Consider the following 21,685-nt stretch of genomic DNA (forward strand, 5'->3'; position numbering starts at 1 on the left):
GTCTTCTATGAGGGAGATATCGGGGATGGCCCACTGATAGACAAGATATTCGCCGAAAATCCGGATATTGAGGCTGTCGTTCACTGCGCGGCGCTCATCGTGGTGCCGGACAGCGTGGCCGACCCCATCGGCTACTATCGCGCGAACGTCGCCAAGAGCCTCGAACTCGTCGACCACCTGCTCCGCAACGGCTGCGAGCGGATGATTTTCAGCTCCTCCGCGTCGATCTACCAGGCGGGCGCGGACCACACCGTCGACGAGGACTCGCCGCTCGCCCCTCAGAGCCCGTACGCGCAGACCAAGGCCGTGTGCGAGGCCATGTTCGCCGACATCGCGGCCAGCCGTCCGATCAGGATCCTGTCCCTGCGCTACTTCAACCCCATCGGCGCCGACCCGCGGATGCGTACCGGCCTGCAGGTGCGCCGTCCCAGCCACGCCCTGGGCAAGATGATCGAGGCGTACGAGGACGGCGTGCCCTTCCAGATCACCGGCACCGCCTACCCCACGAGAGACGGCACCGGAATCCGCGACTACGTGCACGTATGGGATCTGGCGACCGCGCACGTGGCCGCCCTGCGCAGGTTCGACGCGCTGGACACCGACGTGATCAACCTGGGCACCGGCGCGGGCACCACGGTCCGCGAGCTGGCCGAGGCGTTCAACCGGGTCGTTGACCGTCCCATCGAGGTCGTCGAGGCCCCCGCCCGCCCCGGCGACGTGCCCGGCGCCTACACGCGCAGCGACCGGGCCCGACGCCTGCTGGACTGGCAGACCCGCTACTCCCTCGATGAGGGCATCAGGCACTCGCTCGAATGGGCGGCACTCCGGAAGTCCAGACTGGGCTGAGCCCGGCCGCCCCTCTCCCGCGCCGCCGCGCCCGTCCCGTCCGGTACGCGCTGGTACGCGCCTCTCCCGTCCGGTCGTGCCCGTCCCGTCCGGTGCGCGCCTCTCCCGTCCTCAGGCGGGAGAGGCGCGCACGGCCGGCAGGTCAGCCGGTGACGGCGTACGCGCCGAGGGGGATCTCGGTCAGGCTGGGGATGTCGTCCCCGCTGTCCTCGAACGAGGTCGCGACGTCCTTCGCCGGCGGCGCCTTGATCGACACGGCCTTGCCCCAGCCGGTGTATCTCGTGTCCACGCTCACGCTGCCCTTGTCGCCGAGGCCGTGCACCGAGGTCGTGAACGTCGTCACAAGGCGCGTCGGCAGGCCGGCCGCGTTCACGGTGAGCCTCCACTTGATCGGGCTCTTCATCGCCTTGGCGCTCGGCGAGCCGAGCGACGATCCGGCGCGCAGCCAGGGCGAGGCCTTCCACAGTGCGCCCAGCTTGATCGTGCCCGTGTAGCCGTGGCTGGTGGCCTTGGCGCCCTTGAGCAGGGCCTTGAGCGTGGAGTGTTCGCCGAGGTTGACGAACTGGCCGAACGTGGCGGTGGCGCCGCCGGCCAGACCCTTGGCCGCCTTGAACCAGGTCTTGCCCTCGGGCAGCAAGGTCGCCCACATGTTGCCGGAGAGGTAGGACGTGGTGCCGATCTTGATCGTGCGCTCAGGCTTGGCGATTGCCTTGAGGGACTCGCCGAACTCGTCGTCCGGCGCATCGGCCAGGTCCTTGGACGTGATGTTGAGCTTGCCGGTGATGTCGGAGGCGGCGATGCCCGACTTGCCGAACTGCAGGGTGCCGCTGCGCCGGAGGAACACCTCGCGCCGGGCGCCCTGGCTGATCGTCGTGCGCTCGGTGAAGCTCACACCCTTGCCGGGGGCCATCCGCTTCTTGACGGCCACCACGGGGTCCTTGGGGGCGGCCATCGCCGGGGTGGCGGTCGCCAGTGCGGCGGTCGTGACTAACGCCACGCCGGTAAGGATTCGCTTCATGCGGATTTCCTTCGTCAAGTCGTGTTGTTGAGGTCAAGGCGCAAGTTCGCCTTGTGAAGCGGCTCGGCGGAGCCGGACATTACGGAATGCCGCCGAACGAGTTCAGCGCGTGGTTCAGGTCTTCCTCAAGGACCCCGCATGCCCCCGGAGGCGTGGCCGTGGTCACCGTCAGGCCCGCGACAAATCCATTCATACGAGGTCCCTATGGTTCCAAAAGGAAGAGAAGGAGATCCTGCCAATCGAAGATCACGACCGTATATCGAGAACTAGGGCGTATGCCATCGAATCGGTGCAAAATTCGTGCAGGTGCCGTCGTGGAGAAGTGAGATCACCGTCACATAGCGCGAGAACCCCCACCCGATGACCTGGTCAGGTCAAGCTTCGGGCTAGGCTTCACTGGCGGAAACGCCCGGCACGCACCCTGAGCGCCGGAGCTCGCCGTGAGAGGGCAAGGCACGATGCCAACGAACGGCACCTCGGACGCGACCGTAAGTGCAGGTGCACGGGCCGCCGAACATCAGTCGGACAAGCGTCGAACATTCAGTCGGATAAGCAAGGAGCGAACCCGACGTAGCGAGCGGAGTGGAGGGCCGGCGCAAAAGGCACTCCACGGAGCGAGTGAGGAGGGTGAGCGACACATGGGAAGAGGACGGACCCCTCGTGGACCTGTTCGAACATCAGGCGAAGGAACTCTTCGCTGACTACGGCATCCCGGTGCCACGCGGCATCGTCGCCCACACCGTGGAGGAGGTGCGGTCGGCGGCCGAGGAGCTGACAGGCCGCGTTGTCGTCAAGGCTCAGGTCAAGACCGGTGGCCGTGGCAAGGCCGGCGGCGTGAAAGTGGCGGCCGACACCGCCGACGCCGTCGAGAAGGCCACCGCCATCCTCGGCATGGACATCAAGGGCCACACGGTCCACAAAGTGCTCGTGGAGGAGGCCAGCGCGATCGCGGAGGAATATTACTTCTCCTTCCTGCTCGACCGCGCCAACCGCACCTTCCTCGCGATCTGCTCCGCCGCCGGCGGCATGGACATCGAAGAGGTCGCCCACACCGCGCCGGAGAAGGTCGCCAAGGTGCCGGTATCGGCACTGACCGGCATCGACCGCGCCAAGGCCCGCGAGATCGCGACGGCCGGCGGCCTGCCGGACAAGGCGCTCGACGGCGCCGCCGAGCTCATCGAGAAGCTGTGGTGCTGCTTCGTCGACGAGGACACCACGCTCGTCGAGGTCAACCCGATGATCCTGTCGGCCGACGGCCAGGTGAAGGCCCTCGACGGCAAGGTGACCCTCGACGACAACGCCGTGTTCCGCCAGCCCGACCACGAGGCGCTCGCCGACAAGGCGGCCGAGGACCCGCTCGAGGCCAAGGCCAAGCAGAAGGACCTCAACTACGTCAAGCTCGACGGCGACGTCGGCATCATCGGCAACGGTGCCGGCCTGGTCATGTCCACGCTCGACGTGGTGGCCTACGCGGGCGAGCAGTTCCCCGGCAAGCCGTCGCCCGCCAACTTCCTCGACATCGGCGGCGGCGCCTCGGCCGAGGTCATGGCCGCGGGCCTTGAGATCATTCTCTCCGACCCCAGCGTCAAGTCGATCTTCGTGAACGTCTTCGGCGGCATCACCGCCTGCGACGCCGTCGCCAACGGCATCGTCTCGGCGTTCAAGCTGCTGGAAAGCCGTGGCGAGGCCGTGTCCCACCCGCTGGTGGTCCGCCTCGACGGCAACAACGCCCAGCTCGGGCGGCAGATTCTCGCCGATGCCGCGCTCCCGCGGGTCGAGCTGGTAGACACGATGGACGACGCGGCCAAGCGGGCCGCCGAGCTCGCTGCGGCAGGTGTGTGACCCATGGCCATCTGGTTGACTGACAACAGCAAGATCATCGTTCAGGGCATGACGGGCGGCGAGGGCACCAAGCACACCCGCCGCATGCTCGCCTCAGGCGCCCGCGTCGTAGGCGGCGTCAACGCCCGCAAGGCGGGCACCACGCACGAGGGCCTGCCCGTGTTCGGCACGGTCAAGGAGGCGATGGAGCAGACCGGCGCCGACGTGTCCGTCGTGTTCGTGCCCCCGGCGTTCACCAAGAACGCGGTCAAGGAGGCCATCGACGCCGAGATGCCGCTCTGCGTCGTGATCACCGAGGGCGTGCCGGTGCACGACTCGACCGAGTTCTGGGCCTACGCGGTGGCCAAGGGCAACAAGACCCGCATCATCGGCCCCAACTGCCCGGGCATCGCCTCTCCCGGCGCCTCCAACGCCGGCATCATCCCCGCCGACATCACCACCGCCGGCCGCATCGGCCTGGTCTCGAAGTCCGGCACGCTGACCTACCAGCTGATGTACGAACTGCGCGACTTCGGCTTCTCCACCGCCGTGGGCATCGGCGGCGACCCGGTCATCGGCACCACCCACATCGACGCGCTCCAGGCGTTCCAGGAAGACCCCGCCACCGACGCGATCGTGATGATCGGCGAGATCGGCGGCGACGCCGAGGAACGGGCCGCCGCCTACATCGAGCAGCACGTCAGCAAGCCGGTCGTGGCCTACGTAGCCGGGTTCACCGCGCCAGAGGGCAAGACGATGGGCCACGCGGGCGCCATCGTGTCCGGCTCGGCCGGCACCGCCCAGGCGAAGAAGGAGGCCCTGGAGAAGGTCGGCGTTCGCGTCGGCAAGACCCCCTCCGAGACGGCCCGCCTGATGCGCGAGATCATGCAGGCCCGCTGAGCGCCGCCTCCCCTGACAGCCCCGCACGGGATCCCGTGCGGGGCTTCGCGTTGTTCTGCCGTACGCGTGCACGATTCCGGTACCAGGTCACGGGGTCACACCTCGGCCACGGAACACGGCCGGCGGGGCGCCGTAACGGCGGCGCGCCACTGACCGGTTCAGAGGCGTCTCCCTGGACGGACCCCGGGCACGGTCGGCGAGTGGGTGAGGGTGGCGGTGCCGTACGGGATTGACTGGAGCAGTGCCGTGTGGCGGGAGATCGCGCGATCGCGGTCGCAAAGTGGGAGAGGGTGGCGCGCGGCGGGCACAAAGTAGGGGCCGGCGGCGCGTCAACCAAGCGCTGGTCGGGAAAGCTTGAGAAAATCGCCTACTGTGACGGCGATTCTCGACCAGCTACGTGCCGCCCCCCGGTCGGTGCTCGGCCGACTGCCAGGGGTCTCGAGCGACGATGACGAGACCAGGCGGCCGCTGCCCGTGTCGGGGATGCTGGCGGCCGCCGCCACGCTCGGCGTCGGGCTGGCGGCGCTCACCACGCTCACCCTGGTCGGCTGGATCGCGGCCCCGCGCGGGACGCTCGGGGCGGGGTTGCCAGGTGTGTTCCGCACGGCGGCGCAGCTCTGGCTGGCCGCGCACCACGCCGGGTTCGCGATCCCCGGCGGGCGGGTCGGCCTGCTGCCGCTGGGGTTGATGCTGCTGCCCGCCGTGCTGCTCTACCGCGCGGCGCGGTGGATGGCCCGTGACGCCGACCTGCGGCTGCGCCTGCCCGCCCGGCTGCCGAAGAACAGCCCCAAGGCGCAGGCGAGCGCCCGGCGGCGGGCCCAGCTGGTGCTGGTGGTGCAGGCGGGGGTGTCGCTGGCGGCCCCTTACGCGCTGCTCGCCGGGCTGATCGCGCTCGTCGCGCGTAACGAGATCACGCAGCCCTTCCTGGGTGAGACGCTGCTCAGCCACTTCGTGCTGGCGTTCCTGGCGGGTTCGCTGGCCACGGCCCGGATGATCGGTCCATGGCGGGTGATGTTGCGGCTGCTGCCCGAGCGGGTGCGCGCGCTGACCGTCGGTACGGCCGTCGCCACGGCGGTGCTGCTCGTTGCCGGGCTCGCGCTCCTGCTCGTCGCCATCGTGCTGAACTTCGGGCAGATCAAGGAGCTGTCCAGCGTGCTCTCGCCCGGGTTCGTGGGCGGGGTGCTGCTGGTGCTGCTGCAGCTCCTCTACGCGCTCAACGCCGTCGTCTGGGCCCTGTCCTACGTCGCGGGGCCGGGGTTCGCGATCGGCGCCGACACCCTGGTCGCGCCCACCGGGGTGCAGCTCGGCACCGTGCCGAGCCTGCCGTTGCTGGGGGCGCTGCCGGACAGCGGAACCGTGCCGGCGTGGATGATGGTGGTGGTCGCGCTGCCGTTCGCGGCCGGGGCGGTGGCGGGCGTGATGGTGGCCAGGATCTCGCCGTCGCCGTCCTACGAGGCGGCGCCGCTGTGGGGGTTCCTCAGCGGGGTCTCGACGGGTGTCGTGGCCGGCGTGCTGGCGGCGCTGTCCGGCGGGCCGATCGGCGGGGGCAGGCTGGCCACGGTCGGTCCCTCCCCCTGGGAGGTGGCGCTGTCGGTGGCGCTCGAGGTGGGCGTGGCCGCGGGCATCTCCGCCGGCGTGACGAACCTGCTGCTGATCAACAAACGTGCCCGTACGCCGCTGGACAAGGCGGCCGCGCCCGTGCGCAGGGCCGGGGCGGCGCTGGCCAAGGCGGCCAGCAAGGTGGGGCTGGCCGAGTCGGATCCGCGCCCGTTGCCCGGCCACTGGATGGACGCGACGGAGGCCGACACCCAGGAGATCCCCGTCATCAGGGACGACTGGCAGGACGAGCACGCGTCGGCGGCGGCCGAGACGCTGGCCCAGTCGCGCTCACGCGCGCCGGAGCCGAAGCCGGGGGGCGCACGCCCGCCGCGCAAGGACATCGTGGACGAGTCGGACGACCGGGGCGGCCACGTCATCTACGTCGACCCCTACGCGTGGGACCGCGACTGACCGCCTACGCGGGGCTGATCGCCGCACGGTTGTTCGCGCGAGGCTTACGGCTGCATGGCGCCGAGCAGTTCGAGCACGTCGGCCGGGAGCTTGCGCTGCGCCGCTTCCCTGAACTGCGTGAAACACTCACCCTGGGACGACACCGTCCCCGCGCCCTTCATGCACTCCTGGTAGGCGGAGTATTCGTCCATGAGGTAGAGCTGCATCCCGGAGGCCATCGTGGACAGCGCCAGCGCGATCGCAGAGACGGTGATGCCACCCACGACGACACCGGTGGGTTTGCCTTCGCCCTTGAGCAGTGGCAGCGCCTTGATGCCGGCCATGAGCGCGAACAGCGCCATGACCAGGCCTGCGAGCGGCAACATGAACGTCATGGCCAGCGCTGCGATGGACAACCAGATCGCTCGGCGGCCCGCCGATTCAGCGGGCTGCTGGCCTGCCGGCGCCTTCACCGGTGTCGACACCTGACCTCCTCTGCGTCGCCGGGCGAGGAACAGATACTCTGACAGCCCCACCCTGTTACCACCTGGGAGAGTGTGCGTGTCTAAGGTTGGGCGGCTCGTCGTCCTTGTCTCCGGCTCTGGAACCAACCTACAGGCCCTGCTGGACGCTTCTGCCGACCCGTCCTACGGTGCTCGCGTGGTGGCGGTCGGCGCCGACAGGGAGGGGATAGAGGGGCTGGTCAGGGCCTCGAAGGCAGGAATCCCGACTTTTGTGGAAAAAGTGGGCGATTACGCTACGCGGGCGGAATGGGATGTGGCCGTCGCGGCCAGGATCTCCGTGTACGCGCCTGACCTGGTCGTGGCGGCGGGTTTCATGAAGATTCTCGGCAAGCCCACCCTCCAGGCGGCGCCTCTGCTCAACACCCATCCCGCGCTCCTGCCGTCGTTCCCCGGCGCGCACGGCGTGCGCGACGCGCTCGCCCACGGGGTCAAAGTGACCGGCTGCACGGTCATGCTGGCCGACGAGGGCGTCGACACCGGGCCGATCGTCGCCCAGGAGGCCGTGCCCGTGCTCCCTGACGACGACGAGGCCGTGCTGCACGAGCGCATCAAGACCGTCGAGCGCCGCCTGCTCGTCGAGATCGTCGGCCGGATGGCTCGCGAGGGCTGGACGGTCAGCGGACGCAGCGTCCGCATCGGCAACCACACAGGAGGGGAATCCACGTGACTCGCATCGCCATCCGGCGCGCGTTGATCGCTGTTTACGACAAGTCCGGGCTCGATGAGCTGGCGAGAGCCCTCGACGACGCCGGTGTGGAGATCGTCTCGACCGGCGGCACGGCCGCCGCGATCTCGTCCTTCGGGATCCCGGTGACGAAGGTGGAGCAGCTGACCGGGTTCCCCGAGTGCCTCGACGGACGGGTCAAGACGCTGCACCCGCGCGTGCACGCCGGGCTGCTGGCCGACGTCACCAAGCCGCACCACGTGACCCAGTTGGCGGAGCTGGAGATCGATCCGTTCCAGCTCGTGGTGGTCAATCTCTATCCGTTCCAGGAGACGGTGGCCTCGGGGGCGTCGGCGGAGGAGTGCGTCGAGCAGATCGACATCGGCGGGCCCGCCATGATCCGCGGCGCCGCCAAGAACCACAACACCTGCGCCGTCGTGGTCGACCCCGGCTCCTACGGCGACGTGCTCACCGCCGTGGCCGAGGGCGGCTTCACGCTGGCCGAGCGCCGGCGCCTGGCCGGCATCGCGTACGCCCACACGGCGTCGTACGACGTGGCCGTGGCCAACTGGTTCGCCGGCACGTACGGCGAGGAGGGTGATTTCCCGTCGTTCACCGGCGGCACCTACCAGCGCAAGGCCACCCTGCGCTACGGCGAGAACCCGCACCAGGGCGCCGCGCTCTACACGGGCGGCACGGGCGGTCTCGCCAACGCCGAGCAGTTGCACGGCAAGGAGATGTCCTACAACAACTACCTCGACTCCGACGCCGCCTGGCGGGCCGCGTGGGACTTCTCCGAGCCCTGCGTGGCCATCATCAAGCACCAGAACCCGTGCGGCATCGCGGTCGGCTCCGACGTGGCCGAGGCACACCGCAAGGCGCACGCGTGCGACCCCGTGTCCGCCTACGGCGGGGTGATCGCCGTCAACCGCGAGGTCACGGCCGAACTGGCCGGCCAGATCGCCGAAGTCTTCACCGAGGTGGTCATCGCCCCCTCCTACGCCGCCGAGGCGCTGGAGACGCTGCGCGCCAAGAAGAGCCTGCGCCTCCTGGTGTGCGAGCAGGGCCCGTCACGGCGTACCGAACTGCGCGAGATCGACGGCGGCCTGCTGGTGCAGTCGGTCGACAAGGTGGACGCGCCCGGCGACTCGGCCGCCCAGTGGGAGCTCAAGACCGGTACGCCGGCCACGCCCGAGCAACTGGCCGGCCTGGAGTTCGCCTGGCGGGCCTGCCGCTCGGTCAAGTCGAACGCCGTCCTGCTCGCCGCCGACGGTGCGACCGTGGGCGTCGGCATGGGCCAGGTCAACCGGGTCGATTCCTGCCGGCTGGCGGTCACCAGGGCGGGTGAGCGCGCCGCCGGTTCTGTGGCGGCGTCCGACGCGTTCTTCCCGTTCCCCGACGGCCCGCAGGTGCTGATCGAGGCGGGCGTACGTGCGATCGTCGAACCCGGCGGCTCCATCCGTGACCAGGAGGTCATCGACGCGGCCGAGAAGGCGGGCATCACCCTCTACTTCACCGGCACGCGCCACTTCTTCCACTGATCATCCTCCAAAGGGCGACATGACCGATCATGTCGCCCTTTGGCCGTTTTGCGGCGAGCATCCCGTGCTTCCGGTTAACCTGATGCCTTCCCCAGTTCGCTCGTTCCCCGGAGTCTGCCTTGCTTGACGCGACCCTTCAGGCCCTCGTCACCGTGAACGGCCTCGCCACCAGCCCCTTCGTCCTTCTGGTGCTCGCCTTCATCGGTGCCTATCTGGGCATCCGCGTCGTTGAGATCATCCCGTTCACCCGCCGTATCATCGAACGCCGCGAGGCCCGGCTGACCGAGCCCGAGTAACCCGACCCCGGCACCCTTTCGCAGAACCCCCACCCTGAGTCCTCCGGCACGGGAGCCGCCCTGCGCCGCGACATTCCGCCAGACCACGCACCACGGTCGAGCGCGCGTTACGGCGTACCCGCTTCAGCGAAGGGCGTGCGCCGGTGAGACTCACACGGCGGTTGCCGCCGGGAGTCACGGTCGTCCGGACCGCCACACGGGAAGTGACGGCCACACGGGAAGTGACCCACACGGGAGGGAAGTGACGGCCGCGCGGCGGCCGGCTCGTGCTGCCACACGGGCACGCCGGACGGACACATCGCGACGAGAGCGGTACGGAACGGCGGACCGTGCGGGACGGGCGGCGGAGTTGCCGCCCGTCGCACTATGACGATGGTGAATGATCCAGCGCGAGCTTGGCCGCCCCCGCCAGAGAGGCCCGGACCCCCAGCACGGAGGGCACGACCCGGACGGCCCTGACGAAGGCGAGGCCCGCGACGTCGTCGAGCGCCCGCGCCAAGGGCTCGAACAGCACCTTGCCCGCCATCGACACGCCACCACCGACCACCACCCTCGTGGTTTCGGTCGCGGCCGTCACCGAGGCGATCATCCCCGCCAGCGCCCTGGACCCGCGCTCGAACGCCGCCAGCGCGACCGCGTCGCCCGCCGCCGCGTCCTCGGCCAAAGTACGGGCGTCGGCCGGCTCGCCTTTCCAGCCGTGACCGACGGCCCAGCGAACCAGGTTGGGCCCGCTGGAGTAGCGCTCCACACACCCCAGGCCGCCGCACTCGCAACGCTCACCGTTCGGATCCACGGACATGTGGCCCACATGCCCGGCGTTACCCGTCGGGCCGAGCAGAGGCGAGCCGTTGATCACCAGGCCGCCGCCGATGCCTGTGGAGACCACGATGCCGAGCAGCGTGTCGCTGCCCTGGCCCGCGCCCAGCCAGTGCTCCCCGAGGGCGAAGCACTGCGCGTCGCCCGCCAGCATGGTGGGCAGACCGGTCAGCCTGCGTACTTCGTCGCGCAGCGGGAACTCCCGCCAGCTCGGCATGTTGACCGGGCTCACGGTTCCGGTGGCGAGGTCGATGGGGCCCGCGCAACCGATGCCGGCGGCCACGGGCGGCGGGCCACCCGTGGTCACCTCCGTGACGAGAGCCGCCAGCGCGTTCATGACGTCCGCACGCGGTGTGGGCCGGGTGGCGGACCGCAGGATCGAACCGGTCTCGTCCACCAGCGCGGCGGCGAGCTTGGTCCCTCCGATGTCGATGGCGAGTACGCAGGTCATCAATGTTTGTGATGGTTGTCGGGCTGGCGGGGGTCGCCAGGATGCTCAAAGCCGGGAACGAGCTTCACCTTCTTGGCACGTAGGTCGTCGAGCCACCGCGCGAACGCCTGCCGCTGCGCCGCCCCCAAGAGGTATGGATCTTGGTGCGATGCATGGGACATCCGATGCGATTGTTGCTCCTCCAGGGCGGATCCTCCCATAAACCGCCCCGCAGCCGCTCCGGGGGTCATGGTTGCGGACGTTTCCGAGGGTGAGATTGAGGTCGCATCGGGCGCCAGGTCGGAGGCAGGGTCCGGCCCGCCGGCGGTCCTACCCGCGAGGGTGCTCGCGGTCGGTTCCGAAGACCCGGCCGTCGAAGCTCCGGGCCGAGGCGACGGGGCCAGGCTCGGGGACTCGGCTGGGGGTGGTGTTGGTGCGGGACTTGGAGGCGTGGCCAGGGGTGGTGTCGGAGTGGAGCTTGGCGGCGTGGTCGGGCTTGAGGACGTGGTGGACGCAGCCTCTGAAGCCGGGGGCGGCGTGGTCGGCCGGGGTGCTGATGTCGAGCTGCGGAAGGGAGGCGCCGAACGTGAGCCCGGAATTGGAGCCGAGCCCGAGCGGCGGGGTATGTGCGGGGCCGTGACCGGGGTGGCGATGGCGACGTGCCACCCGAGGCCGTCCTCGACCGGGCCGACGAGTGTGTCGTACGGATGGGACTGGATCGCCTCGGCGATCACGGTCGGCAGTGAGTCGAGCGTGATCGGCCCGAGGGGTTCGAGATCGGCGGGTGCGGCGTCGCACGCCTGCTCGCGATCGGTGAACAGCCGATGGCGTACGAGGTGCCGTGACGGGGAAGCGGGGGCGGGAGACGGCTTCCGCCGCCATTCCGACGGGGTCACGACCCCGAGGGTGACATGGTCGAACACGGCGCGCACCCACGGGCTGCCGTTGTAGGCGGCGGCGTTGATGGAGCCGAGTTCGACGGCGGCCAGCCGATCCAGTGGCGGTCTCTCCTGCGGGCTCAGGCCGAGGCCCGTGGCCGTGCTCTCACACAGCGCCTCGGTGAGGATGACCTGCGTCAGCCACCTGGCGAGCTGGCGGTCCTCGGAGGTGCCAGGCACCGGAAGCGCGGCGCTGAGCGGGCCCTCCCGCAGGGCGGTGAGGCGGTCGTCGAGCAGCTTGCGGGAGATCGGGCGGCCATCGACCCAGCCGATCACCTCCTGGTGAGCGAAGTGCTTCGTCTCCGGGCCGGTGGTCGAGCCGGTCGGCGCTGCCGGCGAGGGGCCCGCCGTCCGAGTGGTCTGTGGATCTGGCCTCTGACCCGTTCGCCGGCCAGTCGTCTTCCCGCCCGCCGCGGAGGTCATGGAGGGCCGGAGGCGGTGGGTCATCGGGTCACCTCCAGGCGGACGGCGGGAGCGTACTGGCAGCGGCCGAACCACATGACCTTGGCCAGGGCCCAGGCGTGGCCGTCGGTGGCGTCCGCGGGGACCTCCACCGGGAACGACACCTCCGCCGTCTCGCCCGCGGTCACCGTGAAGCCCTGGGTGACCTCAGGGAGCATGGCCCACGTGCCCCAGGGAGAGGCGAGTTGGGCCTCGCCGCGGATCTCGTCCGACGTCGTGTTGGCGAGCCTGAGCGTGAGCGAGGCGCGGTCGCCGGGACGGAGCGTCAGCGATTCGGTGGCGGGGGTGACCGACAGGCCCGTGGGGCGGGCGGTGGCCGACGTGGTGCCGCGGTTGGCTCTGCGCGGCTCGGCGGGGGTGCCCGCCACGGGCAGCTCAGGAGTGTCACCGAAGGCGACCGTGGTGACGTCTTCGATGACCTGGCCGCCCGCGGTGGTGCGGGCCGCGACGAAGTGGAGGCCGGAGCCCGGCTGGGGCGGAGGCGTCACCGTCACCGGGAAACGAAGGTGGCCGCCCGGAGCGAGGCGGAAGGGGCGCTGGGCCGGGGTGGCCGCCCAGCCGTCGGGCACGCGGATCTCGGTCACGCCCTCATGGGGCTCGTCGGTCAGGTGGGAGGAGATGACGACCTCCACCTGGAAGGGCTCCTGCGGCGAGGTGACGAGACCGGGGTCGATGGCGACGGAGATCGGCAGGTAGCCCAGCGGCGCGGGACCCTTGTTGTGCAGCCAGTAGCGGCTGTAGACGGGCTGCGCCAGCTCGGTTTCCTGGCCGAACGCGGGCGCTTCGGCGGCGGGCAGGGTTGCGGGGGCGAGGTAGGTGGCGATCTCCGCGCCGGTCAGCGTGAGGGTGGTGGCCGGCGCGCCGGGACGTTCGAGCAGGTCGGCCTGGGTGAGCCGGTCGAGAGGGAGTACGGGGGAGGCGAGCGTGGCCTGGGAGCCCAGCCCGGTCGACTCGACCAGGCGGATGGTCACACCGTCGTCAGGCTGGTCAGCGCGGCCGTGGGCGTGCGGGTTGCCGGTGGCCTTGAGGGTGCTCAGCAGCACGTCACGGGCCGGCGTGAGGGTCAGCAGGGAGTGCACCTGCGGTAGGTCGCCCTGCTGGGCGGTGTCGATCGTGCGGGGGAGCAGCGGGGTGATGTGCTCCTGCGCCGCGGCGGGCAGCCGCAGGGCCCGCCAGTCGCCCTCGCCGGCCATCAGGGAGTAGGAGAACTCGTGTGTCCAGTGCTGGAGCTGGAAACCCGAGCCGTCGGGTGTCGTGCGGTGGGGCGGATCAAGCCAGATGCCCGACGGCCAGCCCGTGCACGAGCGCATCAAGGACAGGTGCAGGGCGCCCGACGGGTCGACGGCGAAACCGGGCAGGCCGTAGGTGAGCAGCGCGACCGTACGGTCGTCGAGGTGCTCGGCGCCCAGCGGGCAGACCGCCTCGATCGTGGCGTCGGTGAGGTCGGCCACGAGGTCGGAAAGGGGGCCGGTGACGATCAGGGCGGGCAGGGCGCGGACGTCGCGCAGGTCGGCGCTCGGTTGCCAGACCTCCGTCAGCGGGCGCTCGGCGGGCACCCACACCCGGGACACGCCTGACTTGAGCGCGTCGAGGTAGGCCGGGTCGGCGCGGGAGAGCAGCTCGGCGGCCAGCGGGTTGTCGTCGGGGCCGCCGATGACGATGCGTACGTCGGGCAGGTTGGAATCGACGTCGAGCCAGCCGTAGCGGGTGCCGGGCGCGGAGGACGTGGTGGCGGTCACGCCCACGCGGGCCAGGGCCACCACCAGCTCGCGGGCCTTGGGCGCGTCGTCGAGGGCGGGCACCACGACCTCGGCCACGCCCAGCGCCCGCGCGCCCGCCTCGCCGAGGTCGACCTTCGCCGTGGTGGACAGGCCGAACCAGGTGTTGGCCGGGTTGTCGAGGGTCCACGGGTGCTCGGCGGTGTCGACGTCGGGCAGCGCGAACCCGCGCCCCACCACGGCGCCGGCCACGTCGGACACCGGCAGCGCCCCGTCGACGCGGGCGGGGAACCGCACGCGGAGCAGGCGGTCGGCGCCGGTGTGGTCGAGCACGCGGGTGGTGAAGTCTATGCGGTCGGAGCCGGCCGGCAGGGTGACAATCTGCTCGTAGGCGATCTCGCCGACCTGGCCCGTGACCGTCAGGCGGCGGCCGATCGGGCTCGTCTGCGCGCTCGCCGACAGCGCCCGCGTCTCGGCGGAGCCTTCGGCCTGGCCGGTGGGGACGAGATGCCAGGGGCCCTCGCCCATGTCGGGGTGTTGCGGATATTCGTGGTAGAGGCGCAGCTCGTTGCCGGGGCCGGTGAGCAGTTCGCGGCCCGAGGCGAGGTCGAGGATGGAGGTCAGCACCCCGCCACGTGCCGGATCGGCCGTGACGCGCCACCGGTCGTTCTCGATGGTGACGGGCGCGTCAGTGGCGGTCGGCCTCTGATCGGAGGCGGCCGACGCCGGCCGGGTCCCCTGGTCGGCGGCGCGGGCCGCAGCGGCCTGATCCTGCCAGGAGCCGGGGGAGCCCGGCACCACGCGATAGGAGCGCCAGCCCAGCGAGGGCACGTCGCGAGCCAGGAAGGTCAGCGTGTCGCCCTCGGCTACGGCGGGGAGCTCGGCTCCGGAGAGCTCAGTCCCGGAAGGACCGGCCCCGGAGAGCTCGGCCCCGGAGAGCTCGGCCACGGTGTGACCGGCGGGGACGCGCACGCGGACCAGGCCGTCGCGGGCGAAGGGCAGGGTGTTGGTCACCACCACGCTGTGGCCGTCGAGCGTGATCTGGCCGGTGAGAGCGTCGAGCGCGCTGTCGCGGGCGGCCGCGGCCAGGTCGTGGGCCTCGCGCCAGCCGGTCAGCAGGTCGATGTAGACCTGGTCGGACTCGGAGCCGGTGATCGCGTCGTGGTGCGCGCCGTAGGCCAGTTGCCGCCAGGCCTTGTCGAGCGCGGTGTGCGGGTAGCGGCCGAGCCCGAGCAGCGCGGCGAACGCCGACAGGCGCTCGGCGTCGAGCGCCGCCACCTCGGCGGCCCGCTGCGCCTGCTTGGTGTCGATGTAGGAGACGTCTTTGCCGGTGTAAATAGGGTTCATGTCGCGCGTCTGAGGGCTGAACGCCGGCAGGTCCGCGCGGACGGCGTCGAGGAAGTCGCGTGGTGTGGCGCAGACGAACCTGGGCCACACGTAGCGGGAGGCCCACGTGCGGTGGATGTCGGTGACCCACTTGTTGGGCGGCGTGTAGTCGGTGCCGACAGGGAGCAGGATGTTCTTCGTCGCGGCGACGGGCTTGAGCGAGCGGTAGAGGTCGTAGACCGCCTGGCAGGCATCGTCGAGCGAGGGCGAGGAGTCCATCCACCAGCCGGCGGAATAGTGGGCGGGCATGTAGTGGGTCAGCACGCCCTGCCCCGACGGCGAGATCCACTCGAACTCGCTGGGGAACTGCATCAGCGCCGCGTCGTTCTTGGCCTGCTTGAAGTTCTTGCTGATCGGGCCCCACTGGTGGAACGGCCCGCGTGCCCACGCGCTGCCGGTCAGCCCGGCCGCCGCGAGGTGGCCGGGGAACTGCGGGTCGTGCCCGAACACGTCGAGCTGCCAGGCGGTGCGCGGATCGCCGCCCAGGATGTCGCGCTGGTAGCCGATGCCGTAGACGAGGTTGCGGATCGTGGTCTCCGCGCCGGTCAGATTGGTGTTGGGCTCGTTGTAGGTGCCGCCGATCAGCTCGACGCGGCCCTCCGCCATGAGGGCCCGCAGGTCGGCCCGCCGCTCGGGGTGGGTGTCGAAGAACGGCTTGAGATAGTCGACCTCGGCCAGCACGAAACGGTAGTCGGGATCGCGCAGCGCCAGCTCGATGTGCGCCTCGACCAGCGCGAACGCGTTGCGCTCGTACAGTGGCCTGGTCGTGGAGTCGGCGGAGAGCAGCTCCCACGGGCTGGTGTAGGCGGCCTGCGTGTTCCACCACACCGGGTCGTAGTGGAAGTGGGAGACCATGTGCATGGTCCAGCCCGGCTCCTCGGCTGTGACGTTGACCTCCAGGGACTCCTCGCCCAGGATGAGCCGGCAGGGCACGGCGGCGCCCGGTGACGCGGACACGGTCATGGGGGCCTCGACCACGCCGGCCGTGGCCGGAACGCTCACGGGCCCGGCCAGGCGGACACCCTCGCCGCGCAGGTCGAGCGACGTCTCCTGGTCTCCTGCGGCGACGGTGACGCGCAGCACTTGATGCGGCTCGTCACGCGAGCCCACGAACAGATCGGTCGACTCCGCGGACAACAGGCGGGTGGGCAAGGGGGGACCTCCTGAGCTTGTTGCTGGCGCCCGTAACACTAAGCCTTTGAAAGATCAATGACAACGATGTCAACGACTGCCTGTGGATATCCTGATCCAACTGCCTGGGGTCTGTGGATAACCAGTGCGCCTGACTCGTTTCTCCGTCACGTACGCGATCACCGTTCTGCCTTCGCCGCAAGCCCCCGCACACCCTGTACGGCGGTCGCGACGAGGCATGGAAGGATTGCCGCATGAGCGCAGTGAAACTCGATGGCAAGGCCACCGCCGCCAAGATCAAGGCCGACCTCACGACCAGGGTGGCCGCGCTGAAAGAACGCGGCATCACGCCCGGCCTCGGCACCGTGCTCGTGGGCGACGACCCCGGCAGCCAGATCTACGTCGGAGGCAAGCACCGCGACTGTGCCGAGGTGGGCATCTCCTCCATCCGCGTCGATCTCCCCGAGACCGCCACGCAGGCCGAGGTCGAGGCGGCCATCGACGAGCTCAACGCCTCCCCGGAGTGCACCGGCTACATCGTCCAGCTGCCCCTGCCCAAGCACCTCGACACGATGGCCCTGCTGGAGCGGATGGATCCGGCGAAGGACGCCGACGGCCTCCACCCGATCAACCTCGGCCGCCTCGTCCACATGGTCGAAGCGCCCCTCCCGTGCACCCCGCACGGCATCGTGCTGCTCCTGCAGGAATACGGCGTGCCGATCAAGGGCGCCGAGGTGGCCGTGGTCGGCCGTGGCATCACCGTGGGCCGCTCGCTGGGCCTGCTGCTGACCCGCCGCAGCGAGAACGCCACCGTGACCCTCTGCCACACCGGCACCCAGGACCTGGCCGGCCACGTGCGCAGGGCCGACATCGTGGTGGCGGCGGCAGGCGTTCCCGAGCTCATCACACGCGACATCGTCAAGCCCGGCGCGGCCGTGCTCGACGTGGGCGTCTCCCGCGTCAACGGGAAGATCGCCGGGGACGTGGCGCTCGACGTCGAGGAGGTCGCGGGCTTCCTCACCCCCAACCCGGGCGGGGTCGGCCCCATGACACGCGCCCTCCTGCTCTCCAACGTGGTGGAGGCCGCTGAGCGGCTCCAGACAGGCGCTTCCGCCGGCTGACACGGGCGGCAGGCGGCACCTGCCATCGCGCGGTCGCGGGAACAGGCGGCGGCACCTGCCATCGCGCGGTCGCGGGAGTGCGTGCCGGGGTCAACGGCGGGGGCTCCGTCAAGGCTGGAAGTCGAGATCCACAGCCACCGTCACGTCGAGCAGCAGGGGCTCCTCGCGGGCCGGCAAATTGGGCACGACCTCGTCGAGCGTCGCCGTCAACTCGTCGTACGAATCCACCCGCCGGGCCGGGCAGCCGAGCGACCTGGCCAGGCCGCGCACGTCCACCTCGGTGAACGGCGGCCACGGCGCCTTGCCCCCCTGGTTGTCGGCCAGCCGGTCCATGACCGCGTACCGGCCGTTGGCGAGCACGACGAACAGCGCTCCCACCCGGTAGTGGGTGGCGCTCCACAGGGCGTGCAGCCCGTACAACGCCGCCCCGTCGCCGACGACCGCGACCACCGGGCGGTCGGGCAGCGCCATGCGCAGTCCCACGGCGGCGGGCACGCCGAAGCCGAGGCCGCCCATGGCGGCGGAGACGAAGCCCAGCGAGGTTCGCGCCGGCACGAGCCGGTGCAGGTCGGGGCGGGAGGACGGAGTCTCCTCGACGAGCACGGTGTCGGCGGGCAGCCGACTGGCCAGCGCGCTCAGCACGTGCGCCGCCCGTAGCGGCCGCCCGCGCAGCGGAGCATCGTCAGGGCCGGATGGAGAAGCGCCCGGCGCGGTTGCCCGGGGTGCGGACGTGGTTGGGGTGGGGAGCAGGGTGGTCAGGCGGGCGCAGACCGCGGCGGGGGAGGCGAGGTAGGCCAGGTCGGCCGGGCTGCGATGTGCCTCCGCCGGGTCGTCGGTGACGAGCGCGACCGACGTGCCAGGGGCGACCAGCGGGCCGGGCGCGTATACATACTGGCGGAACACCGGCGCGCCCACCGCGAGCACCACGTCGTGTGGAGCCAGCCGTTCCCGCAGCCGTGCCCTGTCGGCGGGCAGGACGCCGGCGTACTGCGGGTGGTCCTGCGGGAAGCCGGCCCGTGCCCCGAACGACTCCTGGAACACCGGACACCGCAGCCGCTCGGCCAGCGCGACCAGGGGATCCCACGCGGCCCCCGCGCCCGCCACGATCGCCGGGGACCGCGCGCCGGTCAGCAGCTGCACGAGCGGCGCCAGATCGGCGTCCGGGACTGCGGCCGGCCGCAGCAGCCGGGCGGGCGCCGCGAGGACCTCGCCGTCGAAGGGCGCCCGCCAGTCGTCCATAGGCACGATCACCAGCGCGGGCCCGCGGGCCGTGACCGCCTCGTGCCAGGCGCGGGCCAGCGCACCAGGTACGTCCTGCGCCCGCGCCGGCTGGTCGGCCCACACCGGATAGTCGCCTGCCAGTCCTTCGAGCCGCCCGGTCAGGAACGGCTCCAGCGCCACGTGCCGGCGGTCCTGCTGCCCCACAAGGATCACCAGGGGCGCCCGGTTGACCCGGGCGGTGGCGATGGCGCCGACCGCGGTGCCCAAGCCCGCGGTGGTGTGCAGGACGACCAGGGCAGGGGCTTCGGTCCCGATGGCCCAGCCGGTCGCCATCCCGACCACGGACGCCTCGTGCAGCGCGAGCACGAAGCGCAGGTCGTCGGGCAGGTCGGTGAGCAGGGGCACCTCGGTGGAGCCCGGGTTGCAGAAGATCGTGGTCAGCCCCCGGCTCCTCAGCACGTCGAACGCGGCGTCCCTGACGGTGCTCATCGCTACCTCCTTGCCCGCTGGATGTGCCCTGTAGACGTGCCCGCGTTCCCGGCGGCGAGCACGTCGCCCGGGATTCAGCGGGCGCGGTAGCGGTCGGTGGCCTCCCTGGTGGCGCGGATGGCGGCGTCGGCCCTGTCATACGTGCGCTGCGCCAGCCCCACGAAGATGCAGTCGACGATCAGCAACTGGCTGATCCGGCTGGCCAGGGCGCCTGGCCGGAAGGCCGTCTCGCGGCCCGCCGACACCAGTGTGTGGTGCGCCATCCCGGCCAGCGACGATCGGGGGTTGTTGGTGATGCCGACGATCAGTGCGCCGGCCTCGGCCGCGGTCCTGGCGGGCACCAGCACATCGGGCGTCTCGCCGCTGCAGCTGATCGCCACCGCCACGTCGCTGTCCTTGAGCAGCGCCGCGCTGGTGAGGGCCAGGTGGGCGTCGCTGAACGGATGGCTGGACAGGCCGATGCGCAGCAGCTTCTGCGACATGTCGGCGGCCACCAGGCCGGAGGCCGCCACGCCGTACACGTCTACCCGCCGGGCCGTCGAGATGGCCTGCACGATCTCGCCCAACTGGTCGGGGTCGAGTTGCGCCGCCGTGTCGGCCAGCGCCTCCGACTCGGCGCGCGCGACCTTGGCGATCACGTCGGTCAGCGGGTCGTCGGGGGCGAGGTCGCCGGGGACCAGTCGTTCGGGCTCCTTGGCGACGGCCGCGGCCAGCGCGAAGCGCATCTGCGAGTATCCGGCGAAGCCGAGCGCCCGCGCCGTGCGCACGATCGTCGCCTCGCTGGTGCCGGACACCGCGCTGAACTCGGTGATCGTGCTGCGCACGACCAGTCCGGGATCGTCGAGGATGATGCGGGCGATGGACTGCGCGGCGGGGGTGAGCGACGGCAGCACGGCGCGTACGGCCGCGACCGGGTTCGCGGGTTCGGCGCTCAAAGCAGCAGCCATTCCGCCGCCGCGAGGGCGGACACGCGGGAGATGCCGTGGGTCGCCACATGAGTGCACCCGGGGGTGGCGCCGTCAGGCGGGGCGGGGATGCCGGTGTCGACCACGATCACGTCGGGCCTGCGCGCGAGGGCCGTCGCCACGGTCTCCCGCACCCAGGGGTGCCGGGCGGCGTCGTGCACCACGAGCACGACCGGCCGTTCGTCGAAGGGCGGCAGCTCGCCCTGCGGCTCCATCTGCACCCTTGCCGTGCCGGGCAGCAGGGAGGTCAGGGCGGCTGTGACGCCGGTCGGAGTGGCCGGGTCGACCGCTTTGCTGAAGCGGGTGTTGACCTCGACGACCAGGGGCGCGCGGTCGAGCGCGGGGGTGCCGGAGGTGGTCAGCGCCGCCCTGGCGGCCTCCAGGCCGACGCCCTCGTCGACGTCGCCGCGGGCCTTGTCGCGCAGTTCGGCGCGGGCGGCGTACCAGCCGGCGAGGGCGCTCACCCGGCCGGCCGCCTCCGCCAGCCGCTCCTCCTTCAGCGTCCCCTCGCGCACGGCGGCCACGATCGCGTCGCGGATCTCGTGCAGGCTCTCCTCGGTGGACAGCCCCACGCAGATCGCGTCCACGCCCGCGTCGAGGGCGCGCACCGCGATCTCGCCGGGGGTGAACATGTCGGCCACCGCCTGCATTTCGATCGCGTCTGTGACGAGCATCCCGCCGAAACCGAGCTCGCCCCTCAGGAGCTCGGTGAGGATGGTACGGCTGAGCGTCGCCGGCATCGACGGATCGAGAGCGGGAACGAGCAGGTGGCCCGACATGATCGAGCGCACCCCGGCGTCGATCGCGGCGCGGAAGGGCGGCAGGTCGCGTTCGGAGAAGAGCTCGCGCGAAGCGTGCACGGTGGGCAGCGCCAGGTGGGAGTCGGTGACCGTGTCGCCGTGTCCGGGGAAGTGTTTGGCACAGGCGGCCACGCCCGCGCCCTGCACGCCGTTGACGTAGGCGACGGTGTGGCGGGTGACCAGGTCGGCGGTCGGGCCGAACGAGCGTACGCCGATCACCGGGTTGGCCGGGTCGGAGTTCACGTCGGCGGAGGGCGCGTAGTCGAGCGTGATGTCGAGCTCGGCGAGCATCCTGCCGATCTGCCGGCCCACCCGCTCGGTGAGTGCCACATCGTCGACCACGCCCAGCGCCCGGTTGCCGGGGAAGGAGCTGCCTTCGGCGACCTCGAGCCTGGTGACCGCGCCGCCCTCCTCGTCGATCGCCACGACGGTGTCCGGGTTCTCGGCGCGGAACTGCCGTACGAGCTCGGCGTCGATGGCGTTGCGGGCGAACAGCACCACGCCGCCGAGACCCTCGCCCAGCGCCCGGCGCAGCCACTCGGGAGCAGAGGTCCCCTCATACCCCGGATGCAGCACCGTCATCGCCAGTCTGTACAGGTCACCGCTCAT

Annotated in this window: 16 protein-coding genes and 1 pseudogene; 8 read left to right on the forward strand and 9 right to left on the reverse strand. The window is 71.1% G+C overall.

Annotated features, from left to right (window positions below):
- Window positions 1-846 (forward strand): NAD-dependent epimerase/dehydratase family protein (locus GUY59_RS06120; protein WP_161714426.1); only part of this gene is annotated, 846 nt, incomplete at its 5' end.
- 142 nt (window positions 847-988) lie between these two features.
- Here GUY59_RS06120 and GUY59_RS06125 read toward each other — a convergent pair.
- Window positions 989-1,864 carry a hypothetical protein gene (locus GUY59_RS06125; RefSeq protein ID WP_138201144.1) on the reverse strand — a complete coding sequence of 292 codons (876 nt, stop codon included), beginning with the start codon at window positions 1,862-1,864 and terminating at the stop codon, window positions 989-991.
- A gap of 660 nt (window positions 1,865-2,524) precedes the next feature.
- On the opposite strand from GUY59_RS06125, the gene sucC reads away from it, so the two are divergent.
- The 3 genes from sucC to GUY59_RS06140 all read left to right on the forward strand — a co-directional run bounded on the left by sucC (window position 2,525) and on the right by GUY59_RS06140 (window position 6,595).
- Window positions 2,525-3,706, forward strand: coding sequence for an ADP-forming succinate--CoA ligase subunit beta (gene sucC, locus GUY59_RS06130; protein ID WP_138201166.1), 1,182 nt, complete (start codon window positions 2,525-2,527; stop codon window positions 3,704-3,706).
- 3 nt (window positions 3,707-3,709) lie between these two features.
- Window positions 3,710-4,585, forward strand: coding sequence for a succinate--CoA ligase subunit alpha (sucD, locus tag GUY59_RS06135; RefSeq protein ID WP_132335022.1), 876 nt, complete (start codon window positions 3,710-3,712; stop codon window positions 4,583-4,585).
- Between the two features lie 372 nt (window positions 4,586-4,957).
- The gene (locus GUY59_RS06140; RefSeq protein ID WP_138201143.1) at window positions 4,958-6,595 is read left to right on the forward strand and encodes a cell division protein PerM; all 1,638 of its coding nucleotides are present in this window, start codon (window positions 4,958-4,960) and stop codon (window positions 6,593-6,595) included.
- Between the two features lie 44 nt (window positions 6,596-6,639).
- Here the strand turns inward: GUY59_RS06140 and GUY59_RS06145 are convergent, their stop codons facing one another.
- On the reverse strand, window positions 6,640-7,059 hold the full coding sequence (locus GUY59_RS06145) for a hypothetical protein (protein ID WP_246064189.1): 420 nt from the start codon (window positions 7,057-7,059) through the stop codon (window positions 6,640-6,642).
- A gap of 76 nt (window positions 7,060-7,135) precedes the next feature.
- On the opposite strand from GUY59_RS06145, the gene purN reads away from it, so the two are divergent.
- The 3 genes from purN to GUY59_RS47335 all read left to right on the forward strand — a co-directional run bounded on the left by purN (window position 7,136) and on the right by GUY59_RS47335 (window position 9,599).
- On the forward strand, window positions 7,136-7,765 hold the full coding sequence (gene purN, locus GUY59_RS06150; protein WP_212746192.1) for a phosphoribosylglycinamide formyltransferase: 630 nt from the start codon (window positions 7,136-7,138) through the stop codon (window positions 7,763-7,765).
- Window positions 7,762-9,303, forward strand: a complete 1,542-nt coding sequence (purH, locus tag GUY59_RS06155; RefSeq protein ID WP_138201141.1) for a bifunctional phosphoribosylaminoimidazolecarboxamide formyltransferase/IMP cyclohydrolase — start codon at window positions 7,762-7,764, stop codon at window positions 9,301-9,303. The genes purN and purH overlap by 4 nt, the downstream gene beginning before the upstream one ends.
- 119 nt (window positions 9,304-9,422) lie before the next feature.
- A complete protein-coding gene (locus GUY59_RS47335) occupies window positions 9,423-9,599 on the forward strand; it encodes a hypothetical protein (protein ID WP_171055393.1) in 177 nt (58 codons plus the stop codon).
- A gap of 364 nt (window positions 9,600-9,963) precedes the next feature.
- On the opposite strand, the gene GUY59_RS06160 is transcribed toward GUY59_RS47335, so the two are convergent.
- From GUY59_RS06160 to GUY59_RS06170, 4 genes and pseudogenes are all read right to left on the reverse strand, one after another.
- Window positions 9,964-10,866 carry an ROK family protein gene (locus GUY59_RS06160; protein ID WP_132335015.1) on the reverse strand — a complete coding sequence of 301 codons (903 nt, stop codon included), beginning with the start codon at window positions 10,864-10,866 and terminating at the stop codon, window positions 9,964-9,966.
- A gap of 309 nt (window positions 10,867-11,175) precedes the next feature.
- A complete protein-coding gene (locus GUY59_RS06165) occupies window positions 11,176-11,511 on the reverse strand; it encodes a hypothetical protein (protein WP_138201140.1) in 336 nt (111 codons plus the stop codon).
- 446 nt (window positions 11,512-11,957) lie between these two features.
- Window positions 11,958-12,230: pseudogene (locus GUY59_RS51265) on the reverse strand (DUF7158 domain-containing protein); the annotation flags it as partial.
- Window positions 12,227-16,501 (reverse strand): NEW3 domain-containing protein, encoded by a 4,275-nt coding sequence (locus GUY59_RS06170; protein WP_161714427.1) that lies wholly within the window; start codon window positions 16,499-16,501, stop codon window positions 12,227-12,229. The pseudogene GUY59_RS51265 and the gene GUY59_RS06170, both read right to left, overlap by 4 nt.
- Before the next feature lie 233 nt (window positions 16,502-16,734).
- Between GUY59_RS06170 and GUY59_RS06175 the strand changes: the two genes are divergently transcribed.
- On the forward strand, window positions 16,735-17,601 hold the full coding sequence (locus tag GUY59_RS06175) for a bifunctional methylenetetrahydrofolate dehydrogenase/methenyltetrahydrofolate cyclohydrolase (protein ID WP_132335009.1): 867 nt from the start codon (window positions 16,735-16,737) through the stop codon (window positions 17,599-17,601).
- Between the two features lie 108 nt (window positions 17,602-17,709).
- Here the strand turns inward: GUY59_RS06175 and GUY59_RS06180 are convergent, their stop codons facing one another.
- The 3 genes from GUY59_RS06180 to GUY59_RS06190 all read right to left on the reverse strand — a co-directional run bounded on the left by GUY59_RS06180 (window position 17,710) and on the right by GUY59_RS06190 (window position 21,685).
- A complete protein-coding gene (locus GUY59_RS06180) occupies window positions 17,710-19,311 on the reverse strand; it encodes a thiamine pyrophosphate-dependent enzyme (RefSeq protein WP_138199555.1) in 1,602 nt (533 codons plus the stop codon).
- 74 nt (window positions 19,312-19,385) lie between these two features.
- Window positions 19,386-20,246, reverse strand: coding sequence for a MurR/RpiR family transcriptional regulator (locus GUY59_RS06185; protein WP_138199554.1), 861 nt, complete (start codon window positions 20,244-20,246; stop codon window positions 19,386-19,388).
- The gene (locus GUY59_RS06190; protein WP_138199553.1) at window positions 20,243-21,685 is read right to left on the reverse strand and encodes a glycoside hydrolase family 3 protein; all 1,443 of its coding nucleotides are present in this window, start codon (window positions 21,683-21,685) and stop codon (window positions 20,243-20,245) included. The genes GUY59_RS06185 and GUY59_RS06190 overlap by 4 nt, the downstream gene beginning before the upstream one ends.

It is taken from the genome of Nonomuraea sp. K271, from assembly GCF_009908215.1.
In the GTDB taxonomy this organism is placed as follows: Bacteria; Actinomycetota; Actinomycetes; order Streptosporangiales; family Streptosporangiaceae; genus Nonomuraea; species Nonomuraea longispora.